This is a genomic window from Variovorax sp. PEI5, from assembly GCF_056679935.1.
On the sequence record NZ_JBWXPH010000002.1, the window covers coordinates 459008 to 476366 of the forward strand.

Consider the following 17359-nt stretch of genomic DNA (forward strand, 5'->3'; position numbering starts at 1 on the left):
GGCCATGGCCGACCGATCGCATCGCGGCCAGGCGCGCCGTTCGCGCTCGGGCGGCTCGGTGCTGGTGCAGACGGCGCTGGCGCTGAGCCTGATGGTCGGCGTGCTCGTGGGGACCGAACTGGGCTGGCTGTTCTATCTCAAGCGCGAGATGCAGAAGGCCGTCGACCTGGCCGCGCTGGCCGGTGCCCAGGCGCTGGCGACGAACGACTGCGCCGGCGCCCGCGCCGCCGCCATGGCCAACGGCGCGCTCAACCTGCCCGCCGGCCTGGCCCTGGCGCCGGCCGACATCGCCTGCGGCCGCTGGGACCCGGCGGCCCATGCCGCGCCGACCTACTTCGCCCCGGCGACCGGCACGACGGCGCCCAACGCCGTGACCATCACCCTGCGACGCACGCCCGCGCTCCTGATGCCCGGGCTGCCCGGCGCGAGGCCGCGCGTCGTCGAGGTCCGGGCGCTCGCCGCGCGGCGCCAGCCTCGCGCCGTGCTGACCATCCGCAGCACTCTGGCGAGCATCGATGCCAGTCGCGCCACCCTGCTCAATGCGGTGCTGGGCGGCATGCTCGGCGGCACGCTGGCGCTCGACGCGGGGGCCTACGGCGGCCTGGTCACGAGCCGGCTGCAGCTGCTGGGCTACCTCGACCAGCTGGCGATCGACACCGGCGTGGCCGCCGGCCGCTACGAGCAGGTGCTCGATGCCGCCGTGCCGGTGGGCACCCTGCTGCAGGCCGCCGTCACCGCGCTGTCCCGGCAGGGCGACACCGCGCGCCCCACCATCGACGCCCTGAACGCCATCCGCCTGGCCGCCAACGTGCCGGCCGCGCAGCCGCTGGTCCGGCTGGGCAGTCTGATCAGGGTGCAGAGCGGCACGCCGGCGGCGGCCCTGGCGATCGACCTGCAGGTCTTCCAGTTCGCCGAGGCGCTGGTGCAGCTGGCCAACGGCCGCAACGGCCTGGTCGCCAGCGTGCCGCTGGGCGCACCGGGCCTGATCAACCTGAGCGCCAGCGCGCGCGTCATCGAACCACCGCAGCTCTCCGCGGTCGGCGACCCGGCCCTGGCCAAGCGGGAGCCCCACGGCGCCAACGCCATCGTGGTGCGGACCGCCCAGGTCCGCACGCTCCTGACGGTCGAGCTGCCCGCGCTCGGCGCCATCACGGCCCTGACCAATGCGCTGTCCAGCGCCCTGGGACCGCTGATGTCGACGCTCAACAACCTGCTCGGCCTGAACCTGGCGAATCTGACGGCCTGCGTGGTGGCCTGCAGCAACCAGCCGGTGCAGGATGCCGTCTTCGCCTCGCCCAACGTGCGCATGGACATCCATCTCGAGGCTGGCGGCGGCACCTCGCGCGTCACCGATTTCAGCTGCTCCAATCCCGCCGCGACCTCGTTGACGGCCCGCACCACCACCACCGCCGCCACGCTGCGCGTGGGCAGCTTCGGCGGCACGGTGGCGCAGGCCAAGGCCCTGGTGTTCGGCAGCGCCGCGCCGCCGGTGATCGCGCCCCTGGCGCTGCTGGACATCGGCGCGCGCAGGTGCACCACCGTGCTGCTGAACCTGGTGCCGACCTCGAGCTGCGGGCCGCGCATCCCCTACTACGCCGGCGGGCTGGCCCTGCGTGGCGACCTGACGGTGGGCGCGACCACCGTCGACCAGACCTTCGCCAACCCGCCCGACGTCCGCGCCGAGCCGACCTGGCTGGCGATCTCGACGCCCAACGTCACCGACTCGATCGGCCAGACGCTGCGCCAGTCGGCCAGCCTGCTGCAGCCGGTGGCGCCCACCGGCCCCTCGGGCCTGACGAGCAATGCCACGCCGAGCGTGCTCGGCGCCCTGACGAGCGCGCTCGCCGGTGTCATCACGACGCTCGGTGGCGTGGTCTCGAACGTGCTCGCGCCGCTGATCGATCCGCTGCTGGCCACCCTGGTGCGCGACCTGCTGGGCATCGATCTCGCGAAGACCGAGGTCGGTGGCCGGCTCGGCTGCACCGAGGGCGCGGAACTGGTCTTCTGAAGCCCGCGAGCGGATGGCGCCGTCGCTCCCTCGGCCCGCACCCGGGCCGGCGAGGCACCAGTCCGCCGGGCGGCCCGGTCAACCGGTCGGGCCGAGGAGGCGCTCGTATTCGGCCCGCACCACGCCATAGCACTCGCAGACCCGGAGCTCGAGGCCACGGCGGTCGAGGACGTCGATGCGCCCCCGCCGGTAGCTGATGACGCCGGCACCCTGCAGCTTCAGCGCGGCCTCGGTGACGCTCTCACGGCGCACGCCCAGCATGCTGGCGATCATCTCCTGCGTCATGGCCAGCGAATCGTCGTCGATGCGGTCGAGCATCAGCAGCAGCCAGCGGCACAGGTGCTGGTCGAGCGAATGGTGCCGATTGCACACCGCCGTCTGGCAGACCTGCGTCAGCAGGGCCTGCGTGTAGCGCAGCAACCGCCGCATCACGGCACTGCCCCGGTCGATCTCGACCTGGAGGACATGGGCCGGCAGGCGCAACAACTGGCCCGCGGTCTGGACGACGGCGCGGTTGGGCGTCGAGCCGCCACTGAGCAATGCCGACACGCCGACGAATCCTTCGCGGCCGACGACGGCGACCTCGGCCGAGGCACCGTTGTCCATCATGTAGATCATCGACACGACCGCCGTGGTCGGGAAATAGGCATGGGTGCGCCGCTCGTGGGGTTCGCACAGCACGCAGCCGATCGGCAGGTCGAGCAGATCGAAGTGCGGCAGCCAGCGCTCGATGTCTTCCGGCTCGAATGCCGCGAGCAGCCGATTGGCTCGATAGTCCAACGCGGTGGTAGTCATGGCCTGCGGCGATAGTCATTCATGATGAGTATTTTCGACCTCATCTAGCGCGCTGATTGACTGGCAGTCCGACAACGACAGTCGCCAATCGTCTGACAGATACCACGAAATCGTAACTTTTAGTATTTTTGTTAGCAATCACTTCTGCGCCAGCCCATGCAGAATCGCGACCAGTCCCCAGGAACCCTAAAGAAGTACCAGCACATCAGATTCGTAAGTCAAAAGAATTCACCTCTAATGTTTATCTCGAGCCGCCAGCGCAAACGCATTTCCACAGCTCGAAATTCACGGGCGTCAACGACATCTTTTTTTGAACAAGCCGGTATGGACAAGATTTTTCGCGCCTGGACGTTCTGGATCCGCACCGAGTTGCGCGAGGAGTGCCAGACCTATCTCGACACGATCAAGCTCAAGGAAATGAACGCGGCGCCGGGCAACGAGCGCGCCGCCGCGTTGTTCCGCGACCTGGGCGACGGCACCACCGAGGTGGCCGTGGTCTCGGTCTGGGAGTCGATGGAGGCGATCCGCCAGTACGTCGGCACCGAGCCCCTGCAACCCTCGATCGATGCCGAGGACCGCAAGAAGCTGTTCGATCGCGAGCCGATCGTGCGCCATTACGCCATCGACGACCGCAACGTCGTGCCGCTGATGCCGCAGGAATGGCGCTGACCGGCCGCCTGGCCATTCAGGCGTGATTCAGGCGGCGTCGGGCGGTCTGGACCCTACCCCGCCCCGGCGCGTCTGGCGCCAGGCGCCGGCGAGCAGTACCAGCCCGGCCAGGAACATCGCCGCCAGGCTGTCGACGGGCGAGCGCGCCGGATCAGGGCGCGGCACGGGTGCGGGTTCGGGTTGCGGCTCCAGCTTCAGTCCCTCGATGCGCGTCGATGCCGCCGGTGCCGCTTCCGCCACGGTGGCTGGTGTCGCTTCGGCCGGCGGCGGGGGGCGCGCCACCTCGACCGGCCGGGGCGCCGTACGGCGCGGCGTCGCGGCGGGTTCCGTCGCCGTCGCAGCCGCGGCCGGATCGGCCTCGCGCGCCGCGAATTGCCGCACCATCGGATTCAGGTCGCGCTGGCCGGTGGCCTTGAGCGCCGTCTCGTAGGCCTGCGCCAGTTCGCGCCGGGTCGTGGCATCGGGCCGCCAGTAGTCCAGCCGCACCGCGTCGAGCATGCGTTCCAGGGTCTGCACGAAGGCCGCCCGGTTGTCGCCCTCGAGCCACTCGCGCGTGCCCAGTCGATAGCGGTCGCGCACATAGACGTCGTGCAGCGACTGCCAGTGGTCCTGGCGCACCGCCTGCGGCGCCGTCACCTGCCAGCCCCACAGGAACTGCGCCGTCTTGAGCACCTGCAGCGTGCCGCTGTAGCCCTCGGCCTTCTGCGCCGAGATCCACTGCGGATGCAGGTAGCGCGTCTGCATCTCCTTGGCGATGGCGTCGTCCGCGCCCTCGGTGCGCACCTCCGTGCCGTCGCGCAGGTTCTGCACGTAGAGCGCCGGATCGCGGCCGGTCAGCTGGCGCACCGCCAGCGCCAGGCCGCCGAGGTACTGGAACGGATCGTCGCTGGTCAGCATGCCGTAGGTGTTGGAGGTGCGCGAGAGCAGCGCCGCGTCGACCTGCGCCAGGTTGGCGGCATAGGCGCCATGGCGCTCCAGGCCCTCGACATCGTCGCCCTGGGCGTGGCCCATGCGCTCGACGTAGAGCCGCGCCATCCGGGCGTCGCCGCCGGCGCGGCCCTGCGTGGCCCAGGTGTCGCTCGCGGTGGTGGCATCGGCCAGGCCGCTGCCATAGCTGCCGGCCTCGTTGGAGAACACGCGCGCGGTCGACCAGCGCTGGGCCTGCGCCGCCGTGGCGCCCTCGGCGCGCAGGCGCTGCGCCAGGGCGTCGCTGTGGCGGGCGACGAAGTTGTCGCCGCCCTCCTCGCGCAGGCCGGCGACCTGCCGCACCGCGGCGTCGAGCCAGCGCATGACGCCGGGGAACTGGTCGCGATACGACCCGGTGACGCTGACCAGCACGTCCAGGCGCGGCCGCCCGAGCGTCGCCGCCGGCACCGTGTCGAGCCCGACCACGCGGCCGGCCTCGTCCCAGCGCGGCTTGACGCCCATCGCGTAGAGCGCCTGGCTCTCCATCACGCCCTGGTGGCGCATGGTCTCGCCGGCCCAGAGGGTGAAGGCGATCTTCTCCGGCGGCCGGCCACCATGGCGCTTCATGTGCTCGGCGATCCAGCCGTCCATGGCCGCCACGCCGATGTCCCAGGCCTCGCGCGTGGGCACGCGGCCGGGATCGAAGCCGTACAGGTTGCGCCCGGTGGGCAGGCTGTCGGGGTTGCGCACCGGATCGCCACCATAGCTCGACGCCAGGTGGCGGCCGTCGAGCGCGGCGAGGAAGCCCTCGATCTCCTGGTTGCCCGCGAGCGTCGCGTCCAGGCGCTGCGCCCGCTCGGCCAGCGCCAGCAGCACCGCGCTGTCGAGCGGCTTGCCCTGCGCCCGGTTGGGAATGGCGCTGGCGGTCTGCGGCCGCGCGGCGTCGACCGCGCGCAGGTCCAGCGTGCTGGCCGCCCGCGCATCGACCAGCGCCACCTCCAGCCAGCGCGCCGGCCGCGACAGCGCGAGGTTGCCGGCATCGAGCAGGAACACCTCGTCGATGTCCTCGCCCAGCGCCTCGATCAATGGCTTCCTCAGGATCTGCAGGATCGTGCCGTGGCGACGCCTGGCGTCGGGCACCTCGCCGAAGGCCGCCAGTCCGAGCGGCTGCGCGGTCATGGCCAGCTCGTCGAGGTGCGGGTGCAGGCGCTCCATGAAGCCGGCGAAGTCGGCCAGGATCTGCTCGCGCGTCCACTTGAGGTCGCGGTGGTACTGGTGCTCGACGAACTGCGCCGTCAGGCGCGCCTCCAGCTCGACCTTCACCGGCCCGGGCGAGACGTTCTCCCAGTCGTGCATCAGCTCGTGCATCTCCTGCACCTGCGGGCGGAAGCCGGCCGGCGCGAACATCGGCGTCGAGTGGCTGACCAGCACGGCGCGGCCGCGCCGCTTGGCGGTCACGGCCTCGCCGAGGTTGTCCATGATGTAGGGATAGACGTTGGGCAGGTCGCCCAGCGCCAGCAGCGGATCGTCCTGCGCCGACAGCGCGCGTTCCTTGCCCGGCGCCCATTCGAGCGTGCCGTGGGTGCCGACGTGGACCACCGCGCTGGCGCCGAACTGCGTGCGCAGCCACAGGTAGGTCGCCAGGTAGCCGTGGCTGAGCGGCGTCGAGGAGCGGTGGTAGATCGTGCGCGCCTTCTGCGCCGGATCGTCGCTGGGCTCCTGGCGCGGCGGCTGCGGCAGCACCACGACGTGGCTGTCGGCGCCCATGCGCACGCGCGGGATGACGAAGGCGCGCTGGCCGTCGACGTCGCGCAGCAGGGTCGAGCGCTCGGGCGGACCCCAGTGGGCCTCGATGCGCGCCTGCGTGGCGGCGGGCAGCGCGCGGAACCAGGCCAGGTAGCGCGACAGCGGCAGGGCCTCGGCCAGGTCCTGGTCGAGCAGCGGCCGCAGGCCCTCGGGCCGGTAGAACGAGGCCATGGTGGCCTGCACCTGCGGCGTGATCCACTCGGCCTCCGGCGCCTCGGTGCGGTAGCCGGCGCCGCGCAGGGCCACCAGCATGTGGTGCAGGCTCCGGGGCACGTTCAGGAACGAGGCGCCGAAGTTGCCTTCGCCCTGCGGGTAGTTGTAGACCAGCATCGCCACGCGTCGCTCGGCCGGTGGCGTGCGGTGCAGCCGCAGCTGCGCGGCGGCCTTGTCGGCGACGGCGTCGATCTGCGCCGGGATCGGCGCCAGTGCGCCGCTGGCCGCATCGCGCGCGGTGATCAGCATCGGATCGACCATGCCGGCGAGTTCGCTCGGCGTGTAGTAGTAGGCGACATCGGCCTGCGCCATGCCGGCCTTGCTCTGCGCCCACTGCGCCGCGTCCATGGCCAATGCCGGCATGGTCTGCAGCACCGGCACGCCGATGCGTTCCAGCTCGGCCTTGCGCTCGGTCGGATTGAAGACCAGCGCGGCATTGACGATCAGGTCCGCCACGCGGCGCGGCGCCCCGGCTCCGGTCCCGGCCGCCGGTCCGGCATGCGTCATGGCGAAGAACAGGTCCTTCCGCTGGCGCGGGCCGTAGAACGCATAGGCGCGCAGGCCGCGCCGCTCCAGCGCGCCGACGAGGGCATCGACCCAGCCGGTGTCGTCGCTCGTGAAGACGGCGTTGTTGACGGCGATCGCCACCGTCGGCGCGTCGGCCGCCGGGCCGGGCAGGCGCTCGAGCGCGGCGGTGTCGTCCTCGATGCGCGGCCAGGCCGGGTGGTAGAGCCCGGCCGCCGGCAGCCGCTCGGCGGCCGGCAGGCCCTCGAGCACGCCGATGCGGCCCAATGCCGTCATCGAGGCCGCGACATTGGCCGGTCGGGCGTTGCGCCAATAGGCGCGCAGGCGCTGGGCCCAGGCCGGATCGACGCCCTGCTCGGCGGCCAGCGGCGCCGCGGCGAAGGGTTCGCCGCGCGCCACCGCCGCCGCCTCGCCGACCAGCACGTAGGGCACGCCGCTGCGCACGACGACCTCGCCGAAGCGCGCTGCCGCGGCCTCGCCGACACCGGGATGCGGCGCATCCAGGATCAGCAGCCCGGCGCCGGCGAGGCCGGCGGCCAGCGCCTCGGGCGTGTCGCGCTCGGCCGACAGCGTCTGCAGCGGCACCCCGGCCGCGCGGGCGGCGGCCTGCAGCTTCGCCAGCCGGGCCGGCGAGACGATGTAGGTGGTCAGCAGGACGACGCGGGCCGCACTGGCGCCGGTGCCGGTGCCGACCTCGGCCGCGAGCGCCGGTCGACCCGTGCCGACCAGCGCGACGACGAGCGCGAAGACCCACGGCCACGAAGCAGCCCAGATCCGGGTGACGCCCTTCACGGCTTGACCGGCGTCGCGTCGGCCGGCACGTAGACCATCGTGCCGTCCTTCATCCGGTAGGCGGTGCCGGCCTTCTCGCCATCGCCCTCGCCGGAGGCGCCGCTGGCCTTGAAGCGCGTCACCTTCTGCCCCTCCTTGGTCAGGATCTCCATGTCGGGCCGGCCCTCGTTGCGGATCACGGTGATCTTGTCCTGGGCGAACGGGTTCATGGGGTTGTTGATGACCGCGATCATCAGCATGCCGATCACCACCATGAAGACGTCGATCAGGTTGATGGTCGAGAGCACCGGATCGTCGTCCTCGGCATCCAGGCCGTCGAGGATGGAGAAGCGCCGCCGGCTCACGACGCGCGCTCCCGGGCGTCGAGCACCATGACCAGCTCGCGCATCAGCCAGCGCCGGCGCACGGTGTAGATGACGAAGGTGATCGAGGCCGAGGCCAGGGCGACGATCACGCTGGCGAAGGCCGGCGCCAGGCTCTGGGCCACGCCCTGCGACTCGCCCGAGGCGACGGCGACCAGCGCCGGTCCCATCGGGATCATGGTGGCGATCAGGCCCAGCATGGGCGCCACGCGGCTGCACAGCCGCACGCCCTCCAGCGCCTTGAGCACGGCCAGCTCCATCCGGTCCTGCCCCTGGTCGGCCAGCGCGCCGAGCACCAGCGCGCGCTCGGGCTGACGCCGCCGCTGCAGGTATTCGATGCCGAAGGCGCCCAGGCCATAGACCGCGTAGAGGAAGGACAGCAGGACACCCAGGGTGACCGGCCACAGGAACAGGCGTGCCAGTTCGAACAGAACGGCTTCGAAAGCGAACATGAAGATGAAGACCCGACGATGCAAGGCCCGTCACCGGCCTCCCCGCCGGTGCTTGGGTGTCATGGCCGCCTTCCGCGTCCCGGTCGGGGACATGGACGGCGACCGCCTCGTTGGCCGGTATCCGGGCTGACAGCGCGGCCTCCGACGGCCTTCCCGGGCGCCTGTTTCAGGGAGCCCAGTGGCTGGATCGTCGGGGGTGGCGCCCCGGGGGGACGCCGTCTGCTTGACCGTTGCGGGGGCAGCGCAGGTGGCTTCGATGTTCCGCGCGGGAACACCGGGACTCCTGCTTCCCGTTCAACTGCGCCGCGCGAACCGCGGCGCGAGCACCAACGCGGCGCATTCTACGGATGCCGTGAACGAAGTCACGTTCATCCGCTGGCCGCGCTCAGGCGTCCACGGTCGCGCGCTCGAAATCGAGGTAGCCGCGCCGGTCGCTCGGGTGGTAGCCCTCGGGCGGCATGCGCTCGCCATCGAACAGGAACCGATGCTCGTTGTAGAAGGTCGCCGCCACCGGACGCGCCAGTGGCAGGCCACGACGCAGGCGATCGGGCAGGTCGGGGTTGGGGATGGAGAGCTGGCCGAAGGCGACGGCATCGGCGGCGCCGGCCTCGACCACCGCCGCGGCGCGCTCGGGCGTGAAGCCGCCATTGGCGATCCAGGTGCCGTGGAAGCGCGGCCGCAGCAGCGGCGCCAGGGTGCCGGGGCCCTCCGGATCGCGCGAGATCACGAAGGCCAGGCGGCGCTGCGACAGCTGGTCGACCAGGTGGGTGAAGGTGGCCGCGGGATCCTCGTCGCCCATGCCCAGGATGTCGGCGCGCGGCGACAGGTGATAGCCGACCCGGTCGGCGCCCCAGACCTCGGCCACGGCATCCACCACTTCCAGCGCCAGCCGCGCGCGGCGTTCCAGCGAACCACCCCAGGCATCGGCGCGGTGGTTGCTGCCGGTCTGCAGGAACTGGTCGAGCAGGTAGCCGTTGGCACCATGGATCTCGACGCCGTCGAAGCCGGCATCGGCGGCATTGCGCGCCGCCTGCGCGAACGAGGCGATGGCGCGCGCGATGTCGGCCTCGTCCATCGCCCGGGGCACGCCGTACGGGCGCTGCGGCCGCACCAGGGAGATCGTGCCGGCGGCGTCGCCCGGCGCCACGGCGCTGGGCGCCAGCGGGGCCCGCCCGCCCAGGTAGATCGGGTCGGAGATGCGGCCGACGTGCCACAGCTGGGCCACGATGCGGCCCCCGGCCTGGTGCACGGCATCGGTGACGCGGGCCCAGCCCTGCACCTGGGCCCGGCTCCAGAGGCCCGGCGTGCGCGGATAGCCCACGCCCAGGGGGTCGACCGAGGTCGCCTCGGTCACGATCAGTCCGAAACCGGCGCGGCGCGCGTAGTACTCGGTCATCAGCGCCGTCGGCGTGCGCTCGTTGTCGGCGCGCGAGCGGGTCAGTGGCGCCAGGACGACGCGGTTGGGCAGGTCGAAAGCGCCGGCCTTCAGGGGTTGGAACAAGGAGGTCATGCGGGGGTCCTTCGGTCAGGGGGTGGGCACGGACGCGTGGTCCATCAGGTACTGCCAGCCGCCGTCGGTCCAGGCGGCCAGGTCGGAGAAGCGGCCGTCGATGCGCACCGGCTCGCCGCCGCCGCGCGGCGTCAGCGTGAGGGTGAACAGGCCCCAGGAGTGCAGCAGCGAGCCCTGGCGGACCCAGGCGGCGTCGCGGATGTCGACCCTGGCGACGTACTTGGCGAACATCGCGTCGTAGCCGGCGGCGATGGCCTTGCCGCCATGCGTGAAGGCGCTGTCCACGCGATAGGCCACGGTGCGCGGGCCGTTCATGCGCGCGATGGCCTCGCCATCGCCGGCCTCGACGGCACGGCGCCAGGCCTGCACGGCCTCGCTCGGGCCGGCATGGATCTCGACGCCGGCGACGAGGGTCGGCCGGGCGGGTGGCGCGACATCGGCGTGCGCGGCGGTCGCCGCCAGGGTCAGGCTCAGGGTCGTGGCCAGCGTGAGTGTCAGTGCCAGCGCCAGTGCCGCTTCCGGGCGGCGGGCATGGGGTGTCGAGGTCGTCGTCATCGGAGCGGTCCCTTTCGGTGTGGAGAGAAGCCGGCTCGGCCGGCGGCAGCCCGGACTCTAGGGAACGGCGCCCATTCCAGGAACCAGCGATCTAGACTTGTTGCCATTCCAATTCGGACTGAAGGGAGTCCCTCGGATGGACAGTCTCAAGCGCCTCCACGCCTTCGCCCGGGTCGTCGAGCACGGCAGCTTCTCGGCCGCCGCGCGCGCCCTCCACACCACCCAGTCGAACATCAGCAAGCAGGTGACGGCACTGGAGCGCGAACTCGGCGGCACGCTGATCGAACGCAGCGCGCGCCCCCGGCTGTCGCTGACGCCGGCCGGCGCGGAATTCCTGCCGCACGCCCAGGCGGCGCTGGCCGCCCTGCAGCGTGGCCGCGAGCTGCTGGGCCAGCGGCACGAGCGGATCGCCGGCACGATCCGCATCGCGGCGTCGGTGCCCTTCGGCCGGCTGCAGCTGGTGCCCGGGCTGCCGGGGCTGCTGCAGGCGCATCCGGGCCTGGCGGTCGATCTGCGGCTGAGCGATGCGACGGTCGATCTCGCCGCCGATGGCATCGACCTCGCCTTCCGGGTCGCCGACCTCAAGGACGAGACCCTGGTCGCGCGCCGCGTCGGCACCGCCCGGCGCCTGCTGGTGGCCGCGCCCGCGCATCTGCAGCTGCATGGCCGGCCGACGCATCCGCGCGAGCTGGCGGCGCATCCCTGCATCCATTTCGGCGGCATCGGCGCGCCACGGGTCTGGCGCTTCACGCGTGCCGGCCAGCGCGTGGAGGTGGCGGTGCAGGGCCGCTTCGAGGCCAATGCCAGCGAGGCCATCCACGAGGCGGCGTTGCAGGGCCTGGGAGTGGCGATGCTGCCGGCCTGGATGCTGCAGGCCGACCTGGCGCAGGGACGGCTGCAGGTGCTGCTGCCGGACTGGCCGCTGCGCCCGCTGCCGATCCACGCCGTGATGCTGCGCAGCCGGCGCGGCTCGGTCGTGAACCGGGCGGTGGTGGCGCATTTCGCGCAGCGTTTCGCGACGACGTTCTCCCCGATGGCGGCCTAGCGCCGGGGCGTCGGGGCGTCGGGGCGTCGGGGCTTTGCCCACGTTTGCCAAGATTCACGAGATTTCTCTCGCCAGCGACACGCCGTTCACATGCGGCGGCCACCATGGCCTCCTCGCAACGACATGCAACCCAAGGAGTCGCCATGAAGCAGATGTTGATCGCCCTCGGCACCGCCGCCCTGCTGGCCCTCGGCGCCCTCTCGGCGCCGACGCCGGCGCAGGCCCAGCCCCATCCGGGCGGACGCTACGAGCGGCCCCGCGTGATCGTGGTGCCGCCGCCGCCACCGCCGCGTTTCGTGCGGCCCGATCGTGGTCCGCGCTATGAACATCGCTACTACCACCGCCACGACCGCCGGCACGACCGCCGCGTGCACCGGCGCGACCACTACCGCAACCACGTGCATCGCCACTGATCCGGGCCGGGCGCCGGCCGACGAAAGGCCGTCGCGAGCGCCTCGGCGGCGACCGGGACGTGGCCCACTGCGGAGCGGTCCGCCGGGACCGCCGCCATCCCGACGGAGAGCCACGGCGTGCCGACTCTCCCAGGGAAGAAAACAATGAAGATGTGTTCCAGGCTCCAGGCCGTGCTGGCCGCCGCGCTCTGCGTCGCGGGCTGCGGCGGCGAAGGCGACGGCGACGACGCGCCACCCCGGCAGGCCATGGCCTGCGCCCGACTCGATGGCATGACGATCCCCGCCGGATCGATCGGCCTGGCCACGACCGGCGCGGTCGTCACCAGCGCCGCCGTCGTGCCGGCCATGGGTGCCGGCCCGGCGGCGGTCGGCGAATACTGCCGCGTGCGGGGCGCCATCCATCCGGTCGATCCCGCCGCGCAGGCGATCCGCTTCCAGCTCAACCTGCCCACGGCCTGGAACGGCAAGGCCCTGATGTTCGGCGGCGCCGGCCTCGACGGCATCGTGGCCGATGGCACCGGCAACCTGCCCGCCGGCCCGGTCGACCGGCCGGTGCCGCTCGGTCGCGGCTATGCCACCTTCGGCAGCGACTCCGGCCACCAGGCCGATCCGCTGGCCACCGGCCGCGAAGGCGCCTTCGCCGGCAACGACGAGATGCTGCGCAACTTCGCCGGCGACGCCCTCAAGAAGACGCGCGACGTCGCGCTGGCGCTGATCGAGGCGCGCTACGCCAGCCCGCCGACCCGGACCTACTTCGCCGGCGGCTCGACCGGCGGACGCGAGGCGCTGTTCGCCATCACCCGCTGGCCGGCCGATTTCGACGGCGCCATCGCGCTCTATCCGGCCTGGAACCCGGCCGCGCTGAATCTGCAGTTCGGCCGCATCACGCGCGCCCTGGCGCAGCCCGGCGCCTACCCGAGCCAGGCCAAGCGCCGCCGGCTGCTCGATGCCGCGACCGCCGCCTGCGACCGGCTCGATGGCGCCGCCGACGGCCTGGTGAGCGATGTCGAGGCCTGCGATGCCATCTTCGACCCCCGCACCGCCCTGCTCGCCGGCCTGCCGCTGCGCTGCCCGGGCGGCGCGGACACCGACGACGATTGCCTGTCGGATGCGCAGATCGATGCCTTCGAGGTCGCCCGCACGCCGCTGGAACTGCCCTACCGCATGGCCAGCGGCGAGACCACCTACCCCGGCTTCAACACCTGGGGCACCGATTTCGGCGTCCCGGGCGACGGCCTGCTGCAGCGCGTGGTCACCACCCTCGCGCTGGGCACCATGCCCCCGGCCACGCCGATGCCACCGGTCACGTTCCTGGGTTCGCCGCCCTCCGCCAGCATCGCCTGGGACCAGTGGATCCGCTTCTTCGTCGCGCGCGACGCCGCCGCCGATCCGCTGGCGGTCGATCCGCGGCATCCCGGCGCGCTGCGCTCGCGCATCCTCGAGCTCACGCGACTGCAGGACGTCAACGAGGCCGACCTCTCGGCCTTCCGGGCGCGCGGCGGCAAGCTGCTGATGGCGCATGGCGCGCACGACGCCCTGGTCAGCCCGCGCGCGACCGCCCAGTACCTCACGCGGCTGCGCGACACCATGGGCGCCGAGCGGGTCGACGACTTCGTCCGCTACTACGAGATTCCCGGCTATGGCCATGCCGCCAGCAGCGTCTTCAACGCCGCCTGGGACTCGCTGGCCGCGCTGGAGCGCTGGGTCGAGGACGATGTCGCGCCCACGGCCGAGGTCGTGGCCGACAGCGCCGGCGTGCCCGGCCGGACCCGGCCGCTGTGCGCCTGGCCGGGCCATCCGCGCCATGTCGCGGGCCCCGTCGACGCGGCCGGCAGCTTCGTCTGTGCGCTGCCGCGGCAGCCCGCGCCCGGACACCCGGCAAAGCACTGATACGGCGCGGCGCGCGAGCCACTAAGCTGGATCCGCCGTGAGCGCCGCCATTCCGACGGCCCGCCAGCACGCGCAGATTCCAACGAAGAAAGAGACGCGCCATGAAGATGCCATCCCAGGTCGAAGTCCCACGTCCCACCCGCCGCCCGACCCTCGGCGCGGTGCTGGCGGCCACGCTCTGCGTCGCGGGCTGCGGAGGGGGTGGCGACGACGACGACGTGGTGGCGCCGCCGCGCCAGGCCATGAGCTGCGCCCAGCTCGGCGGCATGAGCATCGCCGCCGGCTCGATCGGACTGCCCACCACCGGCGCGGTGGTCACCAGCGCCACCGTCGTGCCGGCCGCCGGCAGCGGCGCGACGGCGGTCGGCGAGTACTGCCGCGTGCTGGGCGACATCCGGCCGGTGGACCCGGCGGCGCAGAACATCAAGTTCCAGCTCAACCTGCCCGCGACCTGGAACGGCAAGGCCATGATGTTCGGCGGCGGGGGCTACAACGGCACCATCGCCACCGGCGTGGGCAACGTGCCGGCCGGCCCGACCGACAAGCAGGTGCCGCTGGGTCGCGGCTATGCCACCTTCGGCAGCGACTCCGGCCACCAGGCGGACCCCGTCACCACCAGCCGCGACGGCAGCTTCGGCGCCAACGACGAGATGCTGCGCAACTTCGCCAGCGACGCCATCAAGAAGACGCGCGACGTGGCGACGACGCTGATCGACGCCCGCTATGCCCGACGCCCCGACCGGACCTACTTCGCCGGCGGCTCGACCGGCGGGCGCGAGGCGCTGTTCGCCGTCACGCGCTGGCCGGCCGACTTCGATGGCGCCATCGTGCTCTATCCGGCCTGGAACGCGGCGGCCCTGGACCTGCAGTTCGGCCGCATCACCCGCGCCCTGGCGCAACCCAACGCCTACCCGAGCCGCGCCAAGCGCCGCCTGCTGCTCGACGCCTCGACCGCCGCCTGCGACGCGCTGGATGGCGTCAACGACGGCCTGGTGAGCAACGTGGCCGCCTGCAACGCCAGCTTCGACCCGCGCACCGCGCAGTTCAATGGCGCCGCGCTGCGCTGCGCGGGCGGCACCGACACCGGCGACGGCTGCCTGTCGGATGCGCAGATCAACGCCTTCGAGGTCACCAACACGCCCCTGGTGCTGCCCTACCGGCTGGCCAGCGGCGAGACCACTTACCCCGGCTTCAACACCTGGGGCACCGACTTCGGCGCCACCGGCACCAGTCCGCTGCAACCCACCATCGTCACGCTGTCGCTCGGCACGCTGGCCCCGGCCAACCCGATGCCACCGGTCACGGCGGCGGGCGCTCCGCCCTATGGCAGCACCTTCTGGGACCAGTGGATCCGCTTCTTCGTGACGCGCGACGCGAATGCCAATTCGCTGGCGGTCGATCCGCAGAACCCCGGCGCGCTGCAGTCGCGCATCGTCGAGCTGACCGGACTGCAAGACGTCAACAGCGCCGACCTGTCGGCCTTCCAGGCCCGCGGCGGCAAGATCCTGATGGCGCATGGCTCGCACGATGCGCTGGTCAGCACCCGCGCCACCGCCCAGTACTACACGCGCCTGCGCAACGCCATGGGCGCCGCCCAGGTCGACGGCTTCGTGCGCTACTACGAGATCCCCGGCTATGGCCACGCCGCCAGCAGCGTCTTCAATGCCGCCTGGGATTCGCTCACCACGCTGGAGAACTGGGTCGAGGGCGGCAACGTGCCACCGGCCCAGGTGGTGTCCGACACCGCCGGCGTGCCCGGCCGCACCCGGCCGCTGTGCGCCTACCCGGCCTATGCCCGCTATGTCGCGGGCAACGTGAACGCGGCCGGCAGCTTCACCTGCACGGCGCCGTGAGGCGGCGGCGCCCCGCACCGGGGCGCCCGGCGGCCGAGGGCGGGCCAGGCGGCGCGCCTGGCCGGCTCAGGCCAGCAGCACCTGCAGGCTGTGCTCGTACTGCGCCGCCAGCCGGTCGAAGGTGTCGACCAGCGCCTCGGCCGAGCGGGCCAGCGCGACGCCACCCTGCGGCCGGCCCAGGTGCTGCAGGCTGCGCGCGAGACGCAGCCACTCCTCGCGCGCCTCGGCCAATGCGGCGCGCACCTCGGGCGAGGTCAGCGGCGCCTGCTCGAGCTCGGCCAGCGCGCTCTCGAAGGCCTGCGCGGCGGCCGGCAGCAGCGCGGCATCGGTCGCGACCCCGGCGGCCGCCAGCAGCGCGCTCTTGGCGATGCGCTCGGCCAGCATGCGCTGGCGTCCGCACAGGTTGACGATGCGCAATGCGCGCCGCCCGCCGGCGACCTGCAGCGTCTCGACCAGCGCCTCGGCGCCCTCGAGCAGCGCCTCGGCGGCGGCATCGATGGCCACCAGGTCGCGCGGCGCCGCGCGTGGCGGCCAGGCGGCGACCAGGCCGTTGCGGGCCGCGCGCACCCGCGCCAGCGCGGCAGCGCAATCCGGCTGTGGCGGCAGCCGTGCCAGCTGGTCGAGGTTGTCGTCGATGCGCGCGGCCACGGCGCGATGCGGGTCCAGGCTGCGCGCCGGCTCGATGCCGGCACGGGCCTGCGCGGCCAGGCGAGCGAAGCGCTGCGACAGCATGCGCAATTGACCGGCCCGGTTCACGCTGCCGGCCCAGCGGGCGGCATCGATGACCGCGCGCGAGACCTCCCCGAGCCGCAGGTTGGCATGCATGGCGGTGCTGCGCAGCAGCGCGAAGGCTTCGTCCTCGCCCATGCCGCGCGCCAGCATCAGCAGGCCCTTGGCCTTGTCGACCCACTGGCGCTCGTCCATCCGGGTGCGCAGCCGCACCAGTTCGGATCGCAACGCGTGCTCGCGGCGCCAGCGCGCCCCGGCGCGATCGAGCAGCGCGCGCAGGGCCGCCTCGTCGACCGTCCCGATGTCGCCCCAGGCCTGCGCGCCGGCCTCGACCAATGCCACGTGCGCGGCGCCATCGAGCGATGGGCCGAGCACAGCGACCGGCCCGGGCAGACCGTCGGGCCGCACGACCGCCACGCGCCGCAGCGTCTCGATCAGGGCATCGGCTCCGGCATCGGTGCCGGCGCAGAACAGCCAGTGCGCTGGCGGCCCGGGCGCCCCGTCCATGACCGCCACCGGCTCGGCCAGTTCGCGCAGGAAGGCCTCGGCATCGGCCTGCACCGCGACCGGCCCGCCGCCGGCCGGCGCCCATGCGCGACGCACCAGCGCAAGCAGAGGGTGGGCGGACCCGGCGGGCGGGTCGATCAGGACGAGGTGGAGCGGCGGCGGGCTGGGGATCGGCGGAGTCATCGGAGTGGCTGGAAGGGTGGTGTGGCGGGCCCCGGAAGGACCCGAGGCTAACCCGGATCGGATCGGGCACGGAGCTTGCGTGTGCAAGGACTCACGGTGCAACGAAGCACCGTCCTGGTGATCTCTCCGCGGCTTCGCGGATCCCG

Annotated in this window: 13 protein-coding genes and 1 riboswitch; of the genes, 6 read left to right on the top strand and 7 right to left on the bottom strand. The window is 72.8% G+C overall.

The features are described 5' to 3' along the window. Window positions 1-4: 4 nt before the first annotated feature. On the top strand, window positions 5-2008 hold the full coding sequence (locus AC1MLT_RS18620; protein WP_481035605.1) for a pilus assembly protein TadG-related protein: 2004 nt from the start codon (window positions 5-7) through the stop codon (window positions 2006-2008). A 78-nt stretch (window positions 2009-2086) separates the two neighbouring features. Here the strand turns inward: AC1MLT_RS18620 and AC1MLT_RS18625 are convergent, their stop codons facing one another. Then, window positions 2087-2803, bottom strand: coding sequence for a Crp/Fnr family transcriptional regulator (locus AC1MLT_RS18625; RefSeq protein WP_481035606.1), 717 nt, complete (start codon window positions 2801-2803; stop codon window positions 2087-2089). A gap of 324 nt (window positions 2804-3127) precedes the next feature. On the opposite strand from AC1MLT_RS18625, the gene AC1MLT_RS18630 reads away from it, so the two are divergent. After that, entirely contained in the window at window positions 3128-3472 is a 345-nt protein-coding gene (locus AC1MLT_RS18630; RefSeq protein ID WP_481035607.1) for a hypothetical protein, read from the top strand. A gap of 27 nt (window positions 3473-3499) precedes the next feature. Here the strand turns inward: AC1MLT_RS18630 and cobN are convergent, their stop codons facing one another. From cobN to AC1MLT_RS18655, 5 genes are all read right to left on the bottom strand, one after another. After that, window positions 3500-7714, bottom strand: coding sequence for a cobaltochelatase subunit CobN (gene cobN / locus AC1MLT_RS18635; protein WP_481035608.1), 4215 nt, complete (start codon window positions 7712-7714; stop codon window positions 3500-3502). Next, window positions 7711-8058, bottom strand: coding sequence for a DUF2149 domain-containing protein (locus AC1MLT_RS18640; RefSeq protein ID WP_481035609.1), 348 nt, complete (start codon window positions 8056-8058; stop codon window positions 7711-7713). The genes cobN and AC1MLT_RS18640 overlap by 4 nt, the downstream gene beginning before the upstream one ends. Then, the gene (locus AC1MLT_RS18645; RefSeq protein WP_481035611.1) at window positions 8055-8528 is read right to left on the bottom strand and encodes a MotA/TolQ/ExbB proton channel family protein; all 474 of its coding nucleotides are present in this window, start codon (window positions 8526-8528) and stop codon (window positions 8055-8057) included. The genes AC1MLT_RS18640 and AC1MLT_RS18645 overlap by 4 nt, the downstream gene beginning before the upstream one ends. A gap of 95 nt (window positions 8529-8623) precedes the next feature. After that, window positions 8624-8874, bottom strand: a riboswitch (cobalamin riboswitch). A gap of 39 nt (window positions 8875-8913) precedes the next feature. Continuing rightward, window positions 8914-10038 carry an alkene reductase gene (locus AC1MLT_RS18650; RefSeq protein ID WP_481035612.1) on the bottom strand — a complete coding sequence of 375 codons (1125 nt, stop codon included), beginning with the start codon at window positions 10036-10038 and terminating at the stop codon, window positions 8914-8916. Between the two features lie 15 nt (window positions 10039-10053). After that, complete coding sequence (locus AC1MLT_RS18655) at window positions 10054-10593, bottom strand: YybH family protein (RefSeq protein WP_481035614.1); 540 nt, start codon at window positions 10591-10593, stop codon at window positions 10054-10056. Window positions 10594-10729: 136 nt separating this feature from the next. Here AC1MLT_RS18655 and AC1MLT_RS18660 point away from each other — a divergent pair, with 136 nt between their 5' ends. The 4 genes from AC1MLT_RS18660 to AC1MLT_RS18675 all read left to right on the top strand — a co-directional run bounded on the left by AC1MLT_RS18660 (window position 10730) and on the right by AC1MLT_RS18675 (window position 15794). After that, window positions 10730-11638 (top strand): LysR family transcriptional regulator, encoded by a 909-nt coding sequence (locus AC1MLT_RS18660; RefSeq protein WP_481035615.1) that lies wholly within the window; start codon window positions 10730-10732, stop codon window positions 11636-11638. 143 nt (window positions 11639-11781) lie between these two features. Further along, window positions 11782-12051 carry a hypothetical protein gene (locus AC1MLT_RS18665; RefSeq protein ID WP_481035617.1) on the top strand — a complete coding sequence of 90 codons (270 nt, stop codon included), beginning with the start codon at window positions 11782-11784 and terminating at the stop codon, window positions 12049-12051. A gap of 144 nt (window positions 12052-12195) precedes the next feature. Next, window positions 12196-13941 carry a tannase/feruloyl esterase family alpha/beta hydrolase gene (locus tag AC1MLT_RS18670; protein ID WP_481035618.1) on the top strand — a complete coding sequence of 582 codons (1746 nt, stop codon included), beginning with the start codon at window positions 12196-12198 and terminating at the stop codon, window positions 13939-13941. 101 nt (window positions 13942-14042) lie between these two features. Further along, the gene (locus AC1MLT_RS18675) at window positions 14043-15794 is read left to right on the top strand and encodes a tannase/feruloyl esterase family alpha/beta hydrolase (protein ID WP_481035620.1); all 1752 of its coding nucleotides are present in this window, start codon (window positions 14043-14045) and stop codon (window positions 15792-15794) included. A gap of 66 nt (window positions 15795-15860) precedes the next feature. On the opposite strand, the gene AC1MLT_RS18680 is transcribed toward AC1MLT_RS18675, so the two are convergent. Then, on the bottom strand, window positions 15861-17213 hold the full coding sequence (locus tag AC1MLT_RS18680) for an ANTAR domain-containing protein (RefSeq protein ID WP_481035621.1): 1353 nt from the start codon (window positions 17211-17213) through the stop codon (window positions 15861-15863). Between the last annotated feature and the right edge of the window lie 146 nt (window positions 17214-17359).

Excerpts from the sequence above, each read along its gene's own strand:
- AC1MLT_RS18620 (WP_481035605.1), top strand. The coding sequence starts at position 5 with ATGGCCGACCGATCGCATCGCGGCCAGGCGCGCCGTTCGCGCTCGGGC.
- AC1MLT_RS18625 (WP_481035606.1), bottom strand. The coding sequence starts at position 2,803 with ATGACTACCACCGCGTTGGACTATCGAGCCAATCGGCTGCTCGCGGCA.
- AC1MLT_RS18630 (WP_481035607.1), top strand. The coding sequence starts at position 3,128 with ATGGACAAGATTTTTCGCGCCTGGACGTTCTGGATCCGCACCGAGTTG.
- AC1MLT_RS18645 (WP_481035611.1), bottom strand. The coding sequence starts at position 8,528 with ATGTTCGCTTTCGAAGCCGTTCTGTTCGAACTGGCACGCCTGTTCCTG.
- AC1MLT_RS18650 (WP_481035612.1), bottom strand. The coding sequence starts at position 10,038 with ATGACCTCCTTGTTCCAACCCCTGAAGGCCGGCGCTTTCGACCTGCCC.
- AC1MLT_RS18655 (WP_481035614.1), bottom strand. The coding sequence starts at position 10,593 with ATGACGACGACCTCGACACCCCATGCCCGCCGCCCGGAAGCGGCACTG.
- AC1MLT_RS18660 (WP_481035615.1), top strand. The coding sequence starts at position 10,730 with ATGGACAGTCTCAAGCGCCTCCACGCCTTCGCCCGGGTCGTCGAGCAC.
- AC1MLT_RS18665 (WP_481035617.1), top strand. The coding sequence starts at position 11,782 with ATGAAGCAGATGTTGATCGCCCTCGGCACCGCCGCCCTGCTGGCCCTC.
- AC1MLT_RS18670 (WP_481035618.1), top strand. The coding sequence starts at position 12,196 with ATGAAGATGTGTTCCAGGCTCCAGGCCGTGCTGGCCGCCGCGCTCTGC.
- AC1MLT_RS18675 (WP_481035620.1), top strand. The coding sequence starts at position 14,043 with ATGAAGATGCCATCCCAGGTCGAAGTCCCACGTCCCACCCGCCGCCCG.
- AC1MLT_RS18680 (WP_481035621.1), bottom strand. The coding sequence starts at position 17,213 with ATGACTCCGCCGATCCCCAGCCCGCCGCCGCTCCACCTCGTCCTGATC.